At 73.6% G+C, this 17,173-nt stretch carries 19 protein-coding genes; 9 read left to right on the forward strand and 10 right to left on the reverse strand.

The annotated features are described in order from the left end of the window. Nucleotides 1-13: 13 nt before the first annotated feature. Nucleotides 14-937: an LLM class F420-dependent oxidoreductase gene (locus ACO06A_RS06510; protein ID WP_421735218.1), complete on the reverse strand. Its 924-nt coding sequence runs from the start codon at nt 935-937 to the stop codon at nt 14-16. Nucleotides 938-993: 56 nt separating this feature from the next. On the opposite strand from ACO06A_RS06510, the gene ACO06A_RS06515 reads away from it, so the two are divergent. The 3 genes from ACO06A_RS06515 to ACO06A_RS06525 all read left to right on the forward strand — a co-directional run bounded on the left by ACO06A_RS06515 (nt 994) and on the right by ACO06A_RS06525 (nt 3,237). Continuing rightward, the gene (locus tag ACO06A_RS06515; RefSeq protein ID WP_421735219.1) at nt 994-1,635 is read left to right on the forward strand and encodes a DUF1684 domain-containing protein; all 642 of its coding nucleotides are present in this window, start codon (nt 994-996) and stop codon (nt 1,633-1,635) included. Next, nucleotides 1,632-2,450: a hypothetical protein gene (locus ACO06A_RS06520; RefSeq protein ID WP_421735220.1), complete on the forward strand. Its 819-nt coding sequence runs from the start codon at nt 1,632-1,634 to the stop codon at nt 2,448-2,450. The genes ACO06A_RS06515 and ACO06A_RS06520 overlap by 4 nt, the downstream gene beginning before the upstream one ends. Nucleotides 2,451-2,517: 67 nt before the next feature. Continuing rightward, nucleotides 2,518-3,237, forward strand: a complete 720-nt coding sequence (locus ACO06A_RS06525) for a hypothetical protein (protein WP_421735221.1) — start codon at nt 2,518-2,520, stop codon at nt 3,235-3,237. Between the two features lie 6 nt (nt 3,238-3,243). Here the strand turns inward: ACO06A_RS06525 and ACO06A_RS06530 are convergent, their stop codons facing one another. From ACO06A_RS06530 to ACO06A_RS06550, 5 genes are all read right to left on the reverse strand, one after another. Beyond that, entirely contained in the window at nt 3,244-4,131 is an 888-nt protein-coding gene (locus ACO06A_RS06530; RefSeq protein ID WP_421735222.1) for an Fpg/Nei family DNA glycosylase, read from the reverse strand. 10 nt (nt 4,132-4,141) lie between these two features. Beyond that, nucleotides 4,142-6,034, reverse strand: a complete 1,893-nt coding sequence (locus ACO06A_RS06535; RefSeq protein WP_421735223.1) for an AAA family ATPase — start codon at nt 6,032-6,034, stop codon at nt 4,142-4,144. Between the two features lie 124 nt (nt 6,035-6,158). Continuing rightward, complete coding sequence (locus tag ACO06A_RS06540; RefSeq protein ID WP_421735224.1) at nt 6,159-6,953, reverse strand: tyrosine-protein phosphatase; 795 nt, start codon at nt 6,951-6,953, stop codon at nt 6,159-6,161. 5 nt (nt 6,954-6,958) lie between these two features. Beyond that, the gene (locus ACO06A_RS06545; protein ID WP_421736025.1) at nt 6,959-8,185 is read right to left on the reverse strand and encodes an RNA polymerase sigma factor; all 1,227 of its coding nucleotides are present in this window, start codon (nt 8,183-8,185) and stop codon (nt 6,959-6,961) included. Continuing rightward, nucleotides 8,175-8,561, reverse strand: a complete 387-nt coding sequence (locus ACO06A_RS06550; protein ID WP_421736026.1) for a YciI family protein — start codon at nt 8,559-8,561, stop codon at nt 8,175-8,177. Before ACO06A_RS06550 ends, ACO06A_RS06545 begins: the two co-directional genes overlap by 11 nt. A 176-nt stretch (nt 8,562-8,737) precedes the next feature. Here ACO06A_RS06550 and ACO06A_RS06555 point away from each other — a divergent pair, with 176 nt between their 5' ends. Genes ACO06A_RS06555 through ACO06A_RS06565 form a run of 3 tightly spaced genes read left to right on the forward strand, consistent with a single transcriptional unit; the run spans nt 8,738 to nt 11,087 of the window. After that, nucleotides 8,738-9,613 (forward strand): murein L,D-transpeptidase, encoded by an 876-nt coding sequence (locus ACO06A_RS06555; RefSeq protein ID WP_421735225.1) that lies wholly within the window; start codon nt 8,738-8,740, stop codon nt 9,611-9,613. Between the two features lie 44 nt (nt 9,614-9,657). Further along, entirely contained in the window at nt 9,658-10,332 is a 675-nt protein-coding gene (locus ACO06A_RS06560) for a phosphatase PAP2 family protein (RefSeq protein WP_421735226.1), read from the forward strand. Next, nucleotides 10,332-11,087, forward strand: coding sequence for a phosphatase PAP2 family protein (locus tag ACO06A_RS06565; protein ID WP_421735227.1), 756 nt, complete (start codon nt 10,332-10,334; stop codon nt 11,085-11,087). Before ACO06A_RS06560 ends, ACO06A_RS06565 begins: the two co-directional genes overlap by 1 nt. Here ACO06A_RS06565 and ACO06A_RS06570 read toward each other — a convergent pair. The 3 genes from ACO06A_RS06570 to ACO06A_RS06580 all read right to left on the reverse strand — a co-directional run bounded on the left by ACO06A_RS06570 (nt 11,054) and on the right by ACO06A_RS06580 (nt 13,905). Beyond that, the gene (locus ACO06A_RS06570) at nt 11,054-12,331 is read right to left on the reverse strand and encodes a hypothetical protein (RefSeq protein WP_421735228.1); all 1,278 of its coding nucleotides are present in this window, start codon (nt 12,329-12,331) and stop codon (nt 11,054-11,056) included. The two genes, ACO06A_RS06565 and ACO06A_RS06570, sit on opposite strands and share 34 nt — an antisense overlap. Nucleotides 12,332-12,843: 512 nt before the next feature. Further along, nucleotides 12,844-13,035, reverse strand: coding sequence for a hypothetical protein (locus ACO06A_RS06575; RefSeq protein WP_421735229.1), 192 nt, complete (start codon nt 13,033-13,035; stop codon nt 12,844-12,846). A 249-nt stretch (nt 13,036-13,284) separates the two neighbouring features. Beyond that, nucleotides 13,285-13,905, reverse strand: a complete 621-nt coding sequence (locus tag ACO06A_RS06580; RefSeq protein WP_421735230.1) for a hypothetical protein — start codon at nt 13,903-13,905, stop codon at nt 13,285-13,287. A gap of 173 nt (nt 13,906-14,078) precedes the next feature. On the opposite strand from ACO06A_RS06580, the gene ACO06A_RS06585 reads away from it, so the two are divergent. The 3 genes from ACO06A_RS06585 (at nt 14,079) to ACO06A_RS06595 (ending at nt 16,861) form a co-directional block, all read left to right on the forward strand. After that, a complete protein-coding gene (locus ACO06A_RS06585; protein ID WP_421735231.1) occupies nt 14,079-15,269 on the forward strand; it encodes a serine hydrolase domain-containing protein in 1,191 nt (396 codons plus the stop codon). Between the two features lie 97 nt (nt 15,270-15,366). Next, a complete protein-coding gene (locus ACO06A_RS06590) occupies nt 15,367-15,957 on the forward strand; it encodes a carboxymuconolactone decarboxylase family protein (RefSeq protein WP_421735232.1) in 591 nt (196 codons plus the stop codon). 10 nt (nt 15,958-15,967) lie between these two features. Then, complete coding sequence (locus ACO06A_RS06595; protein ID WP_421735233.1) at nt 15,968-16,861, forward strand: RNA polymerase sigma-70 factor; 894 nt, start codon at nt 15,968-15,970, stop codon at nt 16,859-16,861. On the opposite strand, the gene ACO06A_RS06600 is transcribed toward ACO06A_RS06595, so the two are convergent. Beyond that, nucleotides 16,862-17,101 (reverse strand): hypothetical protein, encoded by a 240-nt coding sequence (locus ACO06A_RS06600; RefSeq protein ID WP_421735234.1) that lies wholly within the window; start codon nt 17,099-17,101, stop codon nt 16,862-16,864. Nucleotides 17,102-17,173 lie beyond the last annotated feature (72 nt).

The following is a 17,173-nucleotide window of genomic DNA, read 5'->3' on the forward strand; positions in this document are numbered from 1 at the left end:
ACCCTAGCGGGCCTCAGCCCAGCTGCGACGCCACCTCCGACGCCACGAGCTCCAGGTGGTCCAGGTCGTGCAGGTCGAGCACCTGGAGGTACACCCGGGTCACACCCAGCTCGCGGTAGGACCCGATCCGGTCGACGACGGCGGTCGGCGTCCCGGCGAACCCGACGGCCCGCACCTCGGTCACGTCCCGCCCGATCGCGGCCGCCCGGCGGGCCACCTCCGCGTCGTCGCGCCCCGCGCACAGCACCTGTGCCACGGAGAAGACCAGGGTCGACGGGTCCCGGCCCGCCTCCTCGCACGCGGCCCGGACCGTCTTGACGCGACCCTCGACGTCCTGGGGCGCGGGGAACGACATGTTGAACTCGGCGGCGAAGCGGGCAGCGAGCGCGGGCGTCCGCTTCGGCCCGCTCCCGCCGACGATGATCGGCACGGGCGACTGCACGGGCTTGGGCAGCGCGGGCGAGTGCTTCAGCGTGTAGTGCTCGCCGGCGAAGTCGTAGTGCTCGCCGACGGGCGTGCTCCACAGGCCGGTGATGAGCTCGAGCTGCTCGGTGAGCAGACCGAACCGCTTCTCCGGGAACGGGATCCCGTAGGCCGCGTGCTCCTGCGCGAACCAGCCGGCACCGAGGCCGAGCTCGACCCGGCCGCCGGACATCTGGTCCACCTGCGCCACCTGGATGGCGAGCACCCCGGGGTGGCGGAACGTGGCCGACGAGACGAGGGTGCCCAGGCGGATGCGGCTGGTCTCGCGCGCCAGCCCGGCGAGCGTCGTCCAGGCGTCCGTCGGGCCGGGCAGCCCGTCCCCGTCGCCCATGCTCAGGTAGTGGTCCGACCGGAAGAAGGCGTCGAAGCCCAGGTCCTCGGTGGCCTTGGCCACGGCGAGCAGGTCGTCGTAGGAAGCCCCCTGCTGGGGCTCGGTGAAGATGCGCAGATCCATGCGCACCAGCCTCACACAGGTCGACCCCGCGCACCGCGCCGTGCGACGGTGGGGCCGTGAGCGCTGGATTCCCCGTCATCGTGCCCGGCAGGCATCCCGCCGACGAGCCGTTCGCCGTCGCGGACTGGCGGCGCCGCGTCGCCGAGATCTACGCCGACGTCCGCCGGCTCGGCGCCGACGACCCGTCCGCCGCGCACGCGACCTGGGTCCAGAGGCGCGACGTGCTGCTGGCCGAGCACCCCGCGTCCCCGCTGGATGCCGCGGCGAAGGCGTCGTTCGAGGGCCTCGACATCCCGCACTACGACGCCGCCTACCGGTTCGAGTGCGAGCTCCGGCCCGCCCCCGAGCAGCGCCTCGACGTGAGCACCGGGACCGACGGCGTGGTGCCGTTCGAACGCATCGCCGACGTCGAGGTGGGCGACCTCGGCACGCTCGCGGTCTGGCGGCTGCGCGGGTACGCCGGCGGACTGTTCGTGCCTGTGAAGGACGCGTCGCCCGACACCTACGGCGGCGGTCGCTACCTGCTCGACACCATCAAGGGAGCCGACCTCGGCATGGCCGAGGACAGGCTCGTGGTGGACCTGAACTTCGCGTACAACCCCTCCTGCGCCTACGACCCAGCGTGGACCTGCCCGCTGGCCACCCGCGCCAACACGCTCGCGGCGGAGGTCCCCGTGGGCGAGCGGGTGTTCTCATGAGCGCCCTGACCTCGATGTGGGCGTGGGACAACCCCGTCCCGCGCTCCCTCGACGCCCGCGGGCGCGACTACGCCGCCGCGGAGCCCGCCGCCCTGGTCGCGTTCTGCCAGGAGCGCGCGCTCCAGCGGGTGTTCCTGTCCGCGCCGTGGGCCGCCGACGAGGGGCCGGTGGGCGACTGGTTCGGCGCCGCCACGACCGCCCTCCGGGCCGCGGGCGTCGCGGTGGGACCGCTCGGCGGTGACCCGGGCTGGCTCGGCCAGCCGTCGCTCGCCGTCACCTGGGCGCTGGCCGCCCTGCGCTCCGGCCCCAGCGACAGCCTCCAGCTGGACGTCGAGCCGTGGGCGACCCCGACCTGGGGCACCGACCGGGACCGGCTCTGCGCGCAGTGGTTCACCCTGCTCGATGGCGTGCTTGCCGCGCTCCCTCCCGGCGTCGCGCTGGGCGTCGACACCCCGTGGTGGCTGGCGCACGAGGCGTGGGAGGGCGGCACGCTGCTCGACGCCGTCCTCGCGCGCGTCGGGCGGGTGGGCGTCGTCGCGTTCAGCGACCACGCGCAGGGTCCCGACGGGATCGTCTCGCTGGCGGCGCCGGCGGTCGTCGCGGCGTCGGCGGCCGGGCTGCCGTTCACGGTCGGTGTCGAGACGGACACCGCCGAGGTGGCCGGGGGCGCGCAGTACACGTTCATCGACGAGGGCCCCGCGGTGCTGGAGGCCGAGACGGCGCTGGTCGCCGACGCGTTCGGCACGGTCCCCGGCTACGAGGGGGTCACGGTCGAGCACCACCGCGCGTGGCGGTCGCTGCTCGGACTCCGTTGACGGCTCCGGCGCCCGAGCGGGAGGGTGAAGATCCCACCACCGCACACATCGCGCCCGAGGAGTCGCCATGCGGGGTCACAGCTGGGCACAGGTCACCGTCGTCGGACTGCTCGCCGCGGGAGCGGCCAGTCTCACCACCGCCGCACTGAGCTCCCCGCCGGGGACCACCTACCAGGGGTGCGTGAACCAGAAGACCGGCATCCTGCGAGTCCTGACCCCCGGCGCGTCCGGGTCGCTGGGCTCGTGCGTCACCAAGCCGGGTCCGTTCAAGGAGCGGCCGATCAGCTGGAACAAGCGAGGCCCTGCCGGCCCTGCCGGCCCTGCTGGACCTGCTGGACCCGCCGGACCCGCCGGGCCTGCCGGACCCGCCGGGCCTGCGGGACCCGCCGGCGAGGGCGGTGCGCCGACCCTGCTCGTCGGGGACAACACTCCCGGCTCGGCCGTGCTCATCAACCCGCAGAACTCCGCGGTCCTGGCCGCCCTCGACGTCGAGGCCGGGGTCACCTACCTCGTCCAGGCGCAGTCCACCATGACCACCAACGGCGACCGCGCGATCGCGTACTGCGACATCAACCAGGACGACAGCCGCCAGGGCTACGGGGAGCTCGCCGCGGCTGCACCCGCGGGCCTCACGGCGGGCGGAGTCGTCTCGGCGACCGCCGTCATCACCGGACCGGGCCACATCACGTTCGAGTGCGCGAACGGCGGCACGTTCGGTGACAACGCCGAGCAGATCACTGCCTGGCCCATCACCCTGACCGCGCTGGAGGTCTCCCTCAACGACTGACCTGGCTCAGACCTGGCAGACCGGGCACCAGTAGAGCGCGCGGCCGGCCATCTGCTCGACCACCACCGGCGTGCCGCTCACCCGGCACGGCAGGCCCGCGCGGCGGTAAACCCAGAAGCGCTCGGCGGGGTCGGCGTCCTCGCGCGTGACGATCGCGCCCGCGCGGATCCCCTCGGCCAGGAGCACCGCCCAGTCGTCCCACAGCGCTCGCGCCACGTCGGTCGGCACGCGTCGGCCCGGGGTGTGCGGGTCGAGGCGGGCGCGGAACAGCAGCTCCGCGCGGTAGATGTTGCCGATGCCGGCCACCACGGACTGGTCCATGAGGAGCTGGCCGACGGCCACGTTCCGCGAGGTCAGCCGCGCGACCATGACCTCGCCGGCCGCCGCGAGGTCGTCGGTCGACGCCGGGTCCGGCCCGAGCCGGGCGACCACGGCGGCGGCGCCGTCGGGGTCCAGCACCTCGCACGCGGCCGGTCCCCGCAGGTCCGCCACCGTGGCCTCGCTCGCCAGCCGCACGCGCACCTGACCCACCGGCTCGGGCGGGAACACCTCGCCGACCGCACGCTCCTGCTCGCCCTCGCCCATCCGCACGGCCCGGCGCAGGCGCGGCGCCCCCATGCTGCCCACGGCGAACCCGCCGGGCGTCAGCGGCGTCAGCGAGCCGAAGAAGTCCCACGCGCCGTACAGGCCCAGGTGCACCCGCAGGACGTCGCCGGACTCGAACGTGCAGAACAGGTGCTTGCCCACCGCGTCGGCGGCCACGAGCACCTGCCCGTCGAGCCGCGCGGCGCCGGCGGCGAACCGCCCCTGGGGCGAGCTCACCGCCAGCCGCCGACCGACGAGGTCCTGCGTGAGCTGCCGCGCGACGCGGTGGACGGTATGACCCTCGGGCACGCCCCGAAGGCTAAGCCACCCGCAGCCGCTCCGCCGCGATGGCGGCCTGCGCCGCGGCCCCGGCTGCCACCGCCGCGCTCTTCTCGGACTCCTCGCGCTCCAGCAGCTGCTGCTGGGCGAGCGTGGCGCCCTCGAGCACCTCGGTGATCTCGTCTCCGATGAGCTCGTGCCGCTCCAGCAGCGCGTCCCGCAGCGCCTCGACCAGGTGACGGTGCCGCGACAGCAGCCGGCGGACCGTGCTGCGGGCGTCATCGAGGACGGCCTCCAGCTGGGCCCGCGCCTGCCCGTCGCTGAGCACCGCCGAGACCAGGTCGTGCGGCGTCGCGGCGAACGAGATGAGCGACCCCGTCATGCCGGCCGCGCCCACCATCTGCGCGGCGGTCCGCGTCGCGGACGCCAGGTCACCGGCGGGCCCGGTGCTCGTCTGCCCGAAGAACAGCTCCTCGGCCACCCAGCCGCCCATCGCGATCTGCACGAGCGCGCGCAGGTCGTAGTGCGAGTGCGTCCAGACCTCCTCGCAGTCGCCGTGCGCGAGCAGGCCGAGCGCGTCGCCGCGGCGGACGATCGTCAGCACCTCGAGGGTGCGGTTCGGGGCGGCGAGCCAGGCCGTCACGGCGTGGCCGGCCTCGTGGGTGGCGATCAGGCGCTCCTCGGCCACCGTGTACCGGACGGGCTGACCGATGCCGACCATCTCGGTGATCCGGGCGTGCTCGATGTCCGCGTACGTCATGGCCATCGACCCGCGCCGCAGGGCGTTGACCAGCGCCTCGTCCAGCAGGTGCTCGATCATCACGGGCGTCCAGCCGTTGGTCGCGGCGGCGATCCGGTCGCGCAGGGCCGGGTCGTCCAGCTCGGAGCCGGTGGACCGGCGCGCCAGGAAGTGGTCCACCAGGGCACGTCGACCGACCGCGTCCGGGGTGGCGAACGTGAGCCGCCGGTCGAACCGGCCCGGGCGCAGCAGCGCAGGGTCGAGGGAGTCGGCGCGGTTGGTGGCCGCGATGAGCAGGATCGGAGCCTTCACCGGCTTGCGCTGCTGGAGCTGACGCGCGGCGGGCAGCAGCAGGTTGGCGCGCGCGATGAACCAGTTGACGAACTTGTCGGCCGCGGTGGGCTCGTCGAACGACTGCATCTGGACCAGCAGCTCGTTGACCACCCCACCGGTCCCCTCGCTGACCACCGCGTTGGTGACCACGTGCGGGACGCGGAAGGCGTCGAACGGGCTGGAGGCCACCGCGGCCGCCGACATGCCCCCGCGCCGGGTGGCGATGGCGTCGATCTCCTCGATGAACCCGATCGCGCCGCCCTCGGTGCGGGCCGCCTTGCGCAGCGCCTTGAAGTACGCGCGGATCTTCTTGGCGGTCGCGCCGTAGTACATCGACTGGAACGAGGTCGCCGACACGAACAGGAACGGCACCCCGGCCTCGGCCGCCATCGCCTTGGCGGTCATCGTCTTGCCGGTCCCGGGCAGGCCCTCGAACAGCAGGCCGCGCCGAGGGGTGCCGCCCATCTGCTCGGCGAACTGCTTGTGCGTCTGGAACAGGTCGATCGACCGGCGCACGTCCTCCTTGACGGGGTCGATGCCGATCACGTCGTCGAGGTGCACGTCCACCTGCTCGGGCCGGTAGACCACGTGCGGAGACCGCGACGTGCCCACCTGCGTGGCGACCAGGAGCAGCAGCAGCGCCGCGAAGAACAGCACCGGGACCAGCACCAGCGGGTCGATCGTCGGCATCGGCGGGACGAGGTCCCGGCCCAGCAGCGCGCTGCCGATGACGTAGGCCTCGACCGCGAGGAGCACGGCCGCGACGCGGTAGACGCGCTTGCGGCGGACCCGGTCGCGCTCGAGTGCGATGTCGTGCGCGCCCCGTCGGATGGGGGAGACGATCTCGTCGGCCACAGGCATGCCTTTCCCTCGGCGCCTGGGTTCAGACGACGCTGCGTCGCGGGAGGTGCGATCCGCCCATCGTCAGCCCGACCGGGTGAGTCGGCAAGATCGGACATATCGGACCACCCGAACGGTCCAACGCTCACCCGTCCGCGCGCAGGGTCCTGTGGAGGGCCTCCACCTCGACGTCACCGAGCCCGAGGCCGTCCGACAGGTACCCCCCGAACGACCCGAAACGCTCCCGGACGAGGGCCAGCGCGGCGTGCAGGTACTCGGCCCGCACCTCGAGCAGCGGGCGCAGGGCGTCCGGGTCCCCGCCGGCGTCGCCGAACTGCTGGAGCAGCGGCGCGTAGGTGGCCCGGACGGCGGGGTTGACCGCCAGGTACTCCTCGATCGCGCCCTCCTCGTCCACCCCCGCGGCCAGCAGGAGGATCGTCGTCGCCCACCCCGTCCGGTCCTTGCCGGCCGTGCAGTGGAACAGCACGGCTCGCTGCTCGGCGTCGATCACCGTGCGGATCAGGCCCGCGTACGCCTTCCGCGCCGCCCCGCCGACCACCAGCCGCCGGTAGACGTCGAGCATCTGCCCGGGCAGGTCCAGACCCGCGAGCGCGTCGGCCCCGCCCCCCGCCAGCGCGGCGGGGAGCTGTGCGGCGGCGCCGCTGGGCAGGTCCGCGAGCACGTCGAGCACCCGCAGGCGGGCGCCCGCGGGCAGCTGGTCGGGGCGGCTCGACCTCTCCGCCTCCGTGCGCAGGTCCACCACGGTCCGGATCCGCAGCCCGGCCAGCACCGCGTCCGTGCTGATGGACGGGTCCGCCAGCTCGGCCGAGCGGAACGCGACCCCCGTCGCGACCGCCCCGCCGTCAGCCGTGGCACGGCCCCCGAGGTCGCGCAGGTTGGTGACGGCGGGCGAGAGGAGGATGTGCGGGTCGACGGCCACGCGACTCAGGATGCCGAACCGTGGCGCAGCCGTGCCACCTGCACCAGCAGGTAGTCGCGCTCGGCGAGGCTCGTGGTGCCGCGCGCGGCCAGGAGCAGCTGGTCGGCGGCCTCGCCCGGTCGGCCCGCCCGCTCCAGCAGGTGTCCACGGACCGCGGCCAGCCGGTGGTGTCCGGGCAGCCGGTCGTCGAGCGTGGCCAGCAGGGCGAGCCCGGCGTCGGGGCCGTGCACCATGGCGAGCGCGACCGCGCGGTTGAGGGTGACCATCGGGTTGCCGGTCATGCGCTCCAGCAGTCCGTACAGGGCCAGCAGCTGCGGCCAGTCCGTGGCGTCCGTGCTCGGCGCCTCGTCGTGCACCGCCGCGATCGCCGCCTGGAGCTGGTACTCCCCCACGGAGCCCCGCACCAGGGCGTCCTCGACCAGCGCGACGCCCTCGTCGACCATCGCGCTGTCCCAGAGCCGGCGGTCCTGGTCCGTGAGCGAGACCAGCTCCCCGCGCGGACCCGTGCGGGCGGGCCGGCGGGCGTCGGTGAGCAGCACCAGCGCGAGCAGGCCCGCGACCTCCGGGTCGTCGGGGAGGCTCTCGTGCAGGGTCCGGGTCAGCCGCAGCGCCTCGGCGGACAGGTCGGCCCGGGCCACGGAGGTCCCGGTGGTGCTGGCGTAGCCCTCGTTGAACATCAGGTAGAGCACGCGCAGGACCGCTCGCAGCCGCGCGGGATAGTCCTGCGCCGACGGCATCCGGAACGGCCCGTCCAGGTCGCGCAGGGTCCGCCGCGCCCGGCTGAGCCGCTGCGCCATCGTGGCCTCCGGCACCAGGAACGCCCGGGCGATCTCCGCCGTGGTCAGGCCGCCGACCGAGCGGAGCGTCAGCGCGACGGCCGACGCAGGGCTGAGCGCGGGGTGGCAGCAGCCGAACAGCAGCAGGAGCGAGTCGTCGGTCTCGAACGCGTCGCCCGCGTCGACGGCCTCCATGGTGCCGACGAGCTCCTCCCGACGGCGTCGCGCCTCCTCACTGCGGTACCGGTCGACCAGCTTGTTCTGCCCGACGACCACCAGCCACGCCCGCGGGTTGTCGGGCACGCCCTGCGCGGGCCACTGGGTCGTCGCGGCCAGCAGCGCGTCCTGCAGCGCGTCCTGCGCGTCCGCGAGATCTCCCGACCGGCGGACCAGCACGCCGAGGACCTGCGGCGCCAGCTCGCGCAGCAGGTCCTCGAGGGTCGGGTCACTCGACAGGAGCGGGCGCCTCCATCAGGGCGCGCACCTCGAACACCTGCTGGATCGGGACGCCGCCGGGTCCGGGCGCCGCCGACGCCTTCGCGGCGATCGCGATCGCCCGGGCCTCGTCCTCGACGTCGACCGTCCAGTAGCCGGCCAGGAACTCCTTGGACTCCGGGAACGGGCCGTCGGTGACCACCGGGTCGGAGATCCCGTCGCTGCGCACGAGCTTGGCGGTCGCCGGCCACGCGAGACCCTGCCCGTCCACGAACTCGCCGTTGGCCACCAGCTCGGCGCCCAGGTCGTGCTGGAACTGGATGTGCCGCTGCACGTCCTGGGGCGCCCACTGGTCGATCGGGGGGACGCCCTCGACGAAGTAGTTCATGAGCAGCATGTACTTCACGGTGTGCACTCCGTCTCTGAGGGCCCGGCCGGCCCTCTCGTGGAGTGGTCGGAGCCGCGGGCTGGTTCTCGACATGCATCCTGTCGGGGATCCGGCGGTGGCGACAGGTGCCGGGTTGGCCGATCGCGCCGGCGGGGCGCACGATGGCCCGGACGACGGGGGCACGAGTGGTTCGCACGACGATCGCGGCGCTGACCGCGCTGGCCGTCCTGGCACTCGCCGGGGCGTGCGCGGACGCGCCCGTCGCCGACCCCCCGGCCGACGTGGTGGTCGCCGCCCCGGTCGCCGTCGACAAGGCATCGGCACCGGCGGTCCCCGCACCCCCCGCCGCCGACCTGGCCACCCTGCCGGTGGTCGACCTGCTGCACGTCGTCCCCGGCCTGCCCGGCACCGACGGCCTCCCGCAGCGCGCCAACGACGACCCGTCGCTGGGCCGGTGGCAGACCGCGGTCGTCGTCCGGGACACCGCGGCCCGCGCTGCTCCCGCCGGCACCCCGCTCGGCGTCGTCCCCGCCCTGACGCTCGAGGTGCGCACCACGCTCCCGGTGATCGACCAGCGCGGCCGGTGGCTGCGCGTGATGGTGGCCACGCGGGGCGCCCTGCCCAGCCAGGACGTCGCGCAGGTCAACGGCCGCAGCGTCTGGATCGACTCCGCGGACACCGAGGCCGCCGGCACGGACTGGACCATCCAGGTGGACGCCGCCGCGCAGACGATCACGGTGGACGACGGCACGACAACGCACGTCCTGCCCGTGAAGGCGACGGGCTCGCCCGCGACCCCCACCCCGCACGTCCCTGCGTTCCTGCTGGGCACCCGCTGGCTGGAGCCCGGCACCACCACCCCGCGGGTGCTGCTGCTCTCCACGCAGAGCGAGACGATCGACCACTACGACAAGCCCACCGGTACCGCGGTGACCGCCATCCACACCACCACCCTGCGCGGCACGGGTGCGGTGTCCAACGGCTGCGTCCGGGTGGGCGACGACGTGCTCGACCTGGTGTGGCAGGCGCCCGCGGGCACGGTCGTGACGACCGTCGGCTGACCGTTCGACGCGCGCGCGCGGCCCGGCAGACCTAGCCTCCGGGGATGCGACCGCTGCCGCTCCGCCGCCGTGCGCTGCTGCGCGCCGCCGCGTTCGGGGTGGCGTTCACGGTGCCCGTCGCGCTGCTCGCCTACGTCGTCCGCGCACAGGTGGACGACATCCTGCGGCTCGACCAGCAGGCGATCCAGGCGGCGACGGACTTCACGCGCGCCCACCCGGACCTCCAGCAGGCGCTGGTCGTCTGGCAGCAGGCGTTCCAGGCGAAGTGGGTGAACCTCGCGGCGACGCTGGTCTGCGTCTGGGTCTGGCGGCGGCACGGGCTGACCACCCGCGCGCTGTGGGCCTTCCTCACCGTGATGGCCGCGTGGGCCCTTCAGCTGGGCGCGAAGGGGCTGGTGCAGCGGGCGCGTCCGGTGGTGGAGGACGCCCTCGAGCACGCCCCCGGGTCCAGCTTCCCGTCCGGCCACGCGACGAACACGGCGGCGGTCGCCCTGACCCTGACCCTGCTGGTCTGGCCGCTGCTCGGCCGCCGCGGACGCGTCGTCGTCCCCGTCCTGGCCGCCACCGTCACGCTGCTCACCGGCCTCGACCGGGTGATGCTCGGCGTGCACTACCCCTCCGACGTCGTCGCAGGGTTCGCGCTCGGGACGGCCCTCGCGGGGGCGTCCTACCTCGGCTACAGCGGCTGGTCCGCGACCGCCCCCGACCAGGAGACGTGATGCACACCTTCCTGCACCGCTACGAGCTGGACTCCTCGGCCCCCACCCCCAAGGAGGCCTGGCGCGACTTCGCCGTCCGCGTGCTGCTGCCCGCCGTAGGCCTGTGGGTGGTCGTCGTCGGCGTCGGGTTCCTCATCACCGGCCCTCTGGACAACCTGCCCGGTGAGGCCGCCGTCAACGAGTGGTTCGTGGCGCAGCGCACCGAGACGCTCGACGCCGTCACCGCGGTCCTGTCCGCCATCGGCACCACCGAGTTCATCATCGGCGCCTGCGTGCTGTTCGTGGCCCTGTTCTGGTGGCGCACCAAGCAGTGGTGGGTGGCGGTCATCCCCCCGCAGGCCATCGCCGTGCAGGCGCTCGTGTTCATGACGGCCGCCCTGGTGGTCGGCCGCGAGCGCCCCGACGTGGAGAAGCTCGACGACTCTCCGCCCACCTCCGCCTACCCCAGCGGCCACACCGGAGCATCGACCGCGTTCTACGTCGTGCTCGCGATGCTGGCCCAGCGGATCGGCAACCGCGCGCTGCGCATCGTGGTGACGATCGTCTGCCTGCTGATCCCGATCGCCGTCGGCACGGCCCGGCTCTACCGCGGGATGCACAGCCTGACGGACGTCAGCATGGGGTTCCTCAACGGGCTGGTGTGCGCGTTCCTGGCGTGGCACTACCTGCGCCGGGACACGTCGGGCGCCGGTGACAGCACCACCAGCCAGGCCGCCGCGGCTCAGGCTGACTCAGCCGCGCGACGCACCCGGTAGAGCACACCCGGACTGCTCGGGTCGAACAGCCCCGGCACGTCGGCGGGCCGCAGCAGCCGCAGCGGCATGTCGACGGCGACCCCGAGCATGCCCGTGCCCACGACGCGCCACGCCCCTGCCACCTGCACCACGTCCGGGAAACGTGCCCCGAGCTCCGTGCGCGCGGCGGTGCGGGAGGCCGCCGACCCACGACCGGTGCGGCGGACGAGCGCCAGCACGATCCGGGCGACGTCGTTGTACTCCTCGGCGAGCTTGCCGCGCATCTCGGCATGCGTCCGTCGCCCGGAACCGTGCCCGAGGAAGACGTCGGCCCCACCCCGACGCGCGACGAGCACCGCGTTCTCGAGCCGCCATGCGTTGCCGACGTTCTTGTTGATCAGGTCGTAGCCCGGGTGGTTGAAGAAGTAGACGTGGTCGCCCAGCACGAGGTCGCCCTCGGACGACGGGACGACCTGGCGGATGCTCCCCAGGCCGGGCCGGGCGCCGGCGCCATGGCCGACGGAGGGTTCGAGCTCGGTGAACAGGTCGTACTTCAGCACGACCCGGCCCGGGCCGTGCGCGGCGATCGCGGCGTTGAACGCTGTCTTGCCCTTCACCGCCATGAACGCGCGGAAGTGCACCAGGGAGACCAGGTAGTCGCAGTGCACGAGCGTGCGCTTGTGCGGGGGCTGCGGCTCGAACAGCAGCATGATCGCGTCCCAGGGGTCCCGGACCCCCGTGGGGCTGAGCCGGAACTGGTACGACGAGCCCTGGTCGCCGAACACCGTGTGCCGCTGGCTGCGCGGCAACCCGCGGATCGTCGCGCGCTTCGCCGCATCGAGCCGCCGGTCGTACCCGTCGGGCGTCGGCGGGACCCAGAGGTCTCGCGCCGCGTACCCGACCCGCGGACCCCAGTAGGGGCTCGCCCCGGTGAACGGGTAGCCGAACGGGGCGAGGCCGCCGCGCGACTCCTGCGCGTCCGCCATGACGGTGATCATCGTGACTCTCTTGACCAGCTCGTCACGCAGCTCGCTCCGCGAGGCGAAGTCCAGCACGTTGGACGTGGCCGCCATGTCCCGCATGACCTCGCGCCCTGCCCGGCGCTCCCGGGTGGTCGGCAGCTCGGCGGCCACGAACGCCGCGCGATCGGCCGGCGACAGGATCCGCGGGGGTCGCGGTGGCTCGCGCAGTTGCACGAGCCGCTGCACGGCCCGGTTGCCTGCCGCGCGCTGGAGCGCCAGCGCGGCCGCGGGCGTGACGGGCATGCGTCCGACGTCCGCGCCAGGAGCGTTCGGACGATGCGGCGGCGCGGTCCGGTTGCGACGGACGGCCACTGCTGAGCTTCGCATGGGGGCCCTCCTCCTGTGCGGCAGGGCTCTCTCACCGACGATAGGCGGGCGGCCGACGTCGGTGCCGTGCCCGGCAGCGCACCCGGACGTGCCCTCGACCCGACCAACCGGCTGCCCGGAGGGGCAGGTCGGTTCAGGGGCCGTCGACACACCGCGGGCGGCCGTGGCCGAGCGAGCCACGGCGCGACCTCTCCGGGTACGAGACCCGCAGCGCGGTCACCGAGGCCGGGCGCGCAGCCCCATCGCGGTCACGACCGAACCGTCGGCGCTGCTCCGCGACGAGGAGTCGGTGACGGCGGTCGCCGGGCGGGTGTCCCGACCTCGCCGCCGCCTTCCCGCACTCCCTGACCGCGCGCACGAGGCGGTCTCGAACCTGGGGTTCCCGCTCTACGTATGTGCACGGATCGAAGCAGGATCTCGCGCAGGCCTCACGGCTGCGCTGCGAGACCCCAGGCGCCGAGCTTGATCGGGTGCGCCGCGGTCAGCGTCGTGGACTTGAGCGGGTTCAGCACGATCGTCCAGTACTCGTAGGGGTTCCCCTTGTAGCGGACGTTGACGACGGCGGCGAGGTTGCCGCAGTTGTTCGTGATCGTCACGCGGGTCGAGGTCTGGGCCGACATCGACACGTTCAGGCACCGCCCGGAGGCTTCCGCAGCGGTCGCAGACCCGACGGCACCCCCCAGGCCCACGGCCATCGCGAGCGCGGCACCAGCAAGTCGACGACGAAGCATCTGTTCCTCCACACCGAGAGCGAGCACGTCCGGGCCGTTCGAGGAGGCTAGTCGGATCGAGCCAGGTGGCGTGCCCGTTCGGCGTCAGACCAGCGACTTCACCCTCTGCCGGTCAGCCCAGCGGAGCTCTGACAGGTGTCATGCCGGCATCCGCCTGGTTGGTGCTCGCAGGCCGAGCGAGCGCAGCTCGAGCGACGCGAGCTCGCGGACGACGTCGGGATCCCGTCGGCGCCACGCGTTCGCCGGGTCGTCGCTGACGCGGGCGAGCGCCCGGACGGGCTGCGTCGCCAGTGCGCGGAGGGCGAACAGGTCCAGGTCCGCGGCCGAGTCGAGGATCCGCGTGGCCGCACGGGCCTTGCGGACGAACCGGATGCGGGAGTACAGCCAGACCGCGACGACGAGCAGGATCGGCAGGGCGGCGATCGTGAGGCCCAGCACCAGCGCGAGCTGGTGGGCCCCGTCCTGCACCTCGACGCCCGCCCGTGCGATCGAGTCCGCCGCGCCGCCGGCGGCGGTGAACGGGGCACGCACGTCGTCGCCCACCAGCGGGACGCGGGCCACGGTGTCTCCCGCGGAGTTCAGGCTGTCCGAGAGCGAGGAGCCGGCGTCCTCGAGAGTGCGCCCGGGAGCAGCGAGCCGTCCCACGACCTCGTGCACCCAGAGCCCGGCGCGGACCCAGAGGACGACCCACCCCACGACGAGGAGGTCTCCGACGATCTGGCGGGCACGGCGCCACGGGGTCTGCGCATAGAGGGTCACGCGGGCCATCCTGGCCCGCCGGAGCGGGTGGCGCTGAACGGCTGCAGAAGGGCGGAGGTGGGGTAGACCCACGGCTCGATCGGGGTGGTGCCGTGATGGTGGGGCGGGGGCCGCGCGCACGACGCTGGACAGGCACGAGCCCGACCTGTCCCGCACCCCACCCAGGAGCTCCCATGTCGCAGCCCTCCCCGCTGTCCGCCCTCGTCCTGGCGTGCGCGGTCGTCGCCGGTGCCGCGCTGGCGGTGCCCAGCATCGCGTTCGCGGGCGACCATGGGCGCACGCCCCGGCCCGACGTCGTGCAGCAGACGCTCGACCATCTGGTCGAGGTCGACGGCGTGCCCGCCGCGCTCGCCACGGTCGCCGACGGCAAGGGACGCGACCGCGACCGCGACCTGGTCGCGGGTGTCGGCGACCTGGCCACCGGCGCCCGCGTGCCGGTCGACGGGCAGGTGCGCATCGGCAGCAACTCCAAGACGTTCGTGGCGACCGTGGTCCTGCAGCTGGTCGGAGAGGGGGCCATCGACCTCGACGCGTCCGTCGAGACCTACCTGCCCGGGCTGGTGCGCGGCCCGGTCGACGGGCACGACATCACCGTCCGCGACCTGCTCCAGCACACCAGCGGGATCGGCAGCTTCACCAGCGGTCCGCCGTTCGTCACCGACGGTGCCGTCACGCTGGAGGTGCTCAAGAACTGGTACATCGAGCCGCACGAGCTGGTCGCCCTGGGCCTGGCGCAGCCCGCGACCCCGGCGGGCGCGTGGTCCTACAGCAACACCAACTACGTGCTCGCCGGCCTGATCGTGCAGAAGGTCACCCAGCGTCCGCTCGGCGAGGTCGTCACCGACCGGATCATCGAGCCCCTGCACCTGCGCGACACCTACGTCCCCGGCCGCGGGGAGCAGACCATCCGCGGCGCGCACCCGAAGGGGTACTACGCCGAGCCGGCCGGCACGCCACTGTTCGAGCACACCGACATCGACCCCGCGGCGTCCTGGGGCGCCGGCGACATCGTGTCCACCCCGGGCGACCTGACCACGTTCTTCCGTTCGCTGCTGGGCGGGAAGCTGCTGCGGCCCGCCGAGCTCGCGCAGATGAAGACGACCGTCCCGATGGCCCTGCCCGGCGTCCCGGAGGGCTGGCGCTACGGCCTGGGCCTCCAGTCCACGCCGCTCAGCTGCGGCGGACTCGCCTGGGGCCACGGCGGGATCATCCCCGGCTACCAGACCGACGGCGGCGTGACTGAGGACGGCCGACGCGGCATCACGGTGGCGACGACCACCATGCACGGCGTCCTGCCGCAGGCAGCGTCCGCCGACGTCGAGGCCAGGATCCTGGAGCTCGTGGACACCGTGCTCTGCTCCTGACCTCACCACCACACCACGAACCGGGATCTGTCACACGCGGGTGTCGGCCGGTGTCTTCATGTCGACGGAGACGAACCATCGACACCAGGAGCACCCCATGACCAGCACCACCCGCGTCCCCCCGGCCGAGGTCACCGGCGCGTACGGAGCACTGGTGAAGCTCATGGCCCGCAAGATGCTCGGCCACGTCCCCGAATCGGTCGGCGTCCTGTGGCACCACCAGGGCGTCCTGAAGGACTCGATGCGCCTCGGCGGCAAGGTCGAGCGCTGGCACGAGCTCGACCGCGACCTCGCGACCTACGCGGCTATGGCGTCGGCCGCGACGGTCGGCTGCAGCTTCTGCCTCGACCTCCACTACTTCATGGCGCACAACCACGGGCTCGACGAGGCAAAGGTCCGTGAGGTGCCGCGCTGGCGCGAGTCCTCCGCCTTCACCCCACGGGAGCGCCGGGTCATGGAGTACGCCGAGGCCGCGAGCCAGACGCCACCGGCCGTGACGGACGAGCTGTCGGCCGCCCTGCTGGCCGAGCTCGGCCCCGCGGCACTCGTCGAGCTCGCCGCCCGGGTGGCGTTCATGAACATGTCCGCGCGGATGAACCTCGCGCTCGGGATCCACTCCGAGGAGTTCGCCGCCGCGTGCGGGCTCCCCCCGCTGGCCGCACGGTCCGCCGGTGCGAGCGCCTCGTAGGCTCGCTGACGTGCCCGACCTCGCGCGCGCCGACGACGACCCGTTCGTCGTCCACCGCAGGCTGCTGTTCACGGTCGCGTACGAGATGCTCGGCTCGGCCGCTGACGCCGAGGACGTGCTTCAGGAGTCCTGGCTCCGATGGGCCTCGATCGACCGGTCGGAGGTCCGCGACCCGCGCGCGTACCTGGTCCGCATCGTGACCCGGCAGGCGCTCAACCACCTGCGCACGGTGTCGCGGCGCCGCGAGGACTACGTGGGCGAGTGGCTCCCCGAGCCGCTGCTGACCAGTCCCGACGTGGCGGACGACGTCGAGCTGGCCGACAACATGTCCATCGCGATGCTCACCGTGCTCGAGACCCTCGGCCCGGCCGAACGCGTTGTCTTCGTGCTGCGGGAGGTCTTCGACGTGCCGTACGACGAGATCGCGGACGTCGTCGACAAGACTCCGGCCGCCGTGCGCCAGATCGCCCACCGCGCGAAGAACCACGTCACCGCCCGCCGGCCCCGGGTGCACGTCGTCCGCGCGGAGCACGAGAGGGTCGTGGGGCGGCTCGTCGCCGCGCTCAACACCGGCGACCTCGGCGGCCTCATGGACGTCCTCGCACCCGACGTGGTGGCGATCGCCGACGGCGGCGGAAAGGCCCGCGGAGCGGCACGGCGGCCGATCGTCGGCAACGAGAGGCTGGCGCGGTACCTGGTGGGCGGGATGGCGAGGGCCGAGGGCGCGCTGCTGGCCGTCGCGACCTGGATCAACGGCCAGCCCGGTGTCCGCATGGAGCTGGACGGACAGCTCGTCGGCGTCGCCAGCTTCACCGTCGCCGATGGTCGAGTGACACGCGTCTGGTCGATCGCGAACCCCGACAAGCTGGGCCGGGTAGACGAGGAGGCGGAGCTGAGCCGGTGACTATGACTGCTCAGGCTCGCCTAGCGCCCTGCGCAGACGCTGATTGAGCATAGTCAGCAGGTCATCGAGGGACGCCGAGGTGAGCACTTCGAGATCCGCGGCGAGGCGTCGCTGCAGGTGTTCCATCGCCTTGGGCGTGAGATCACCGGCGGCCGCGTGCCCGGCGACGAGCGCCAGGACGCCGATCAGGGAGACGGCATCGGCCCGGTCGATCGTGACGGTCGCGTTCTGGGCTCTCACCCCATGATCATCGCGTGGTGCCCGCCCCTTCGGGTAGGGCGACGACCGGTCGATGTCCACAGACGACGGAGG

Origin of the sequence: Cellulomonas sp. (assembly GCF_965229465.1) — a bacterium.
GTDB lineage: Bacteria > Actinomycetota > Actinomycetes > Actinomycetales > Cellulomonadaceae > Cellulomonas.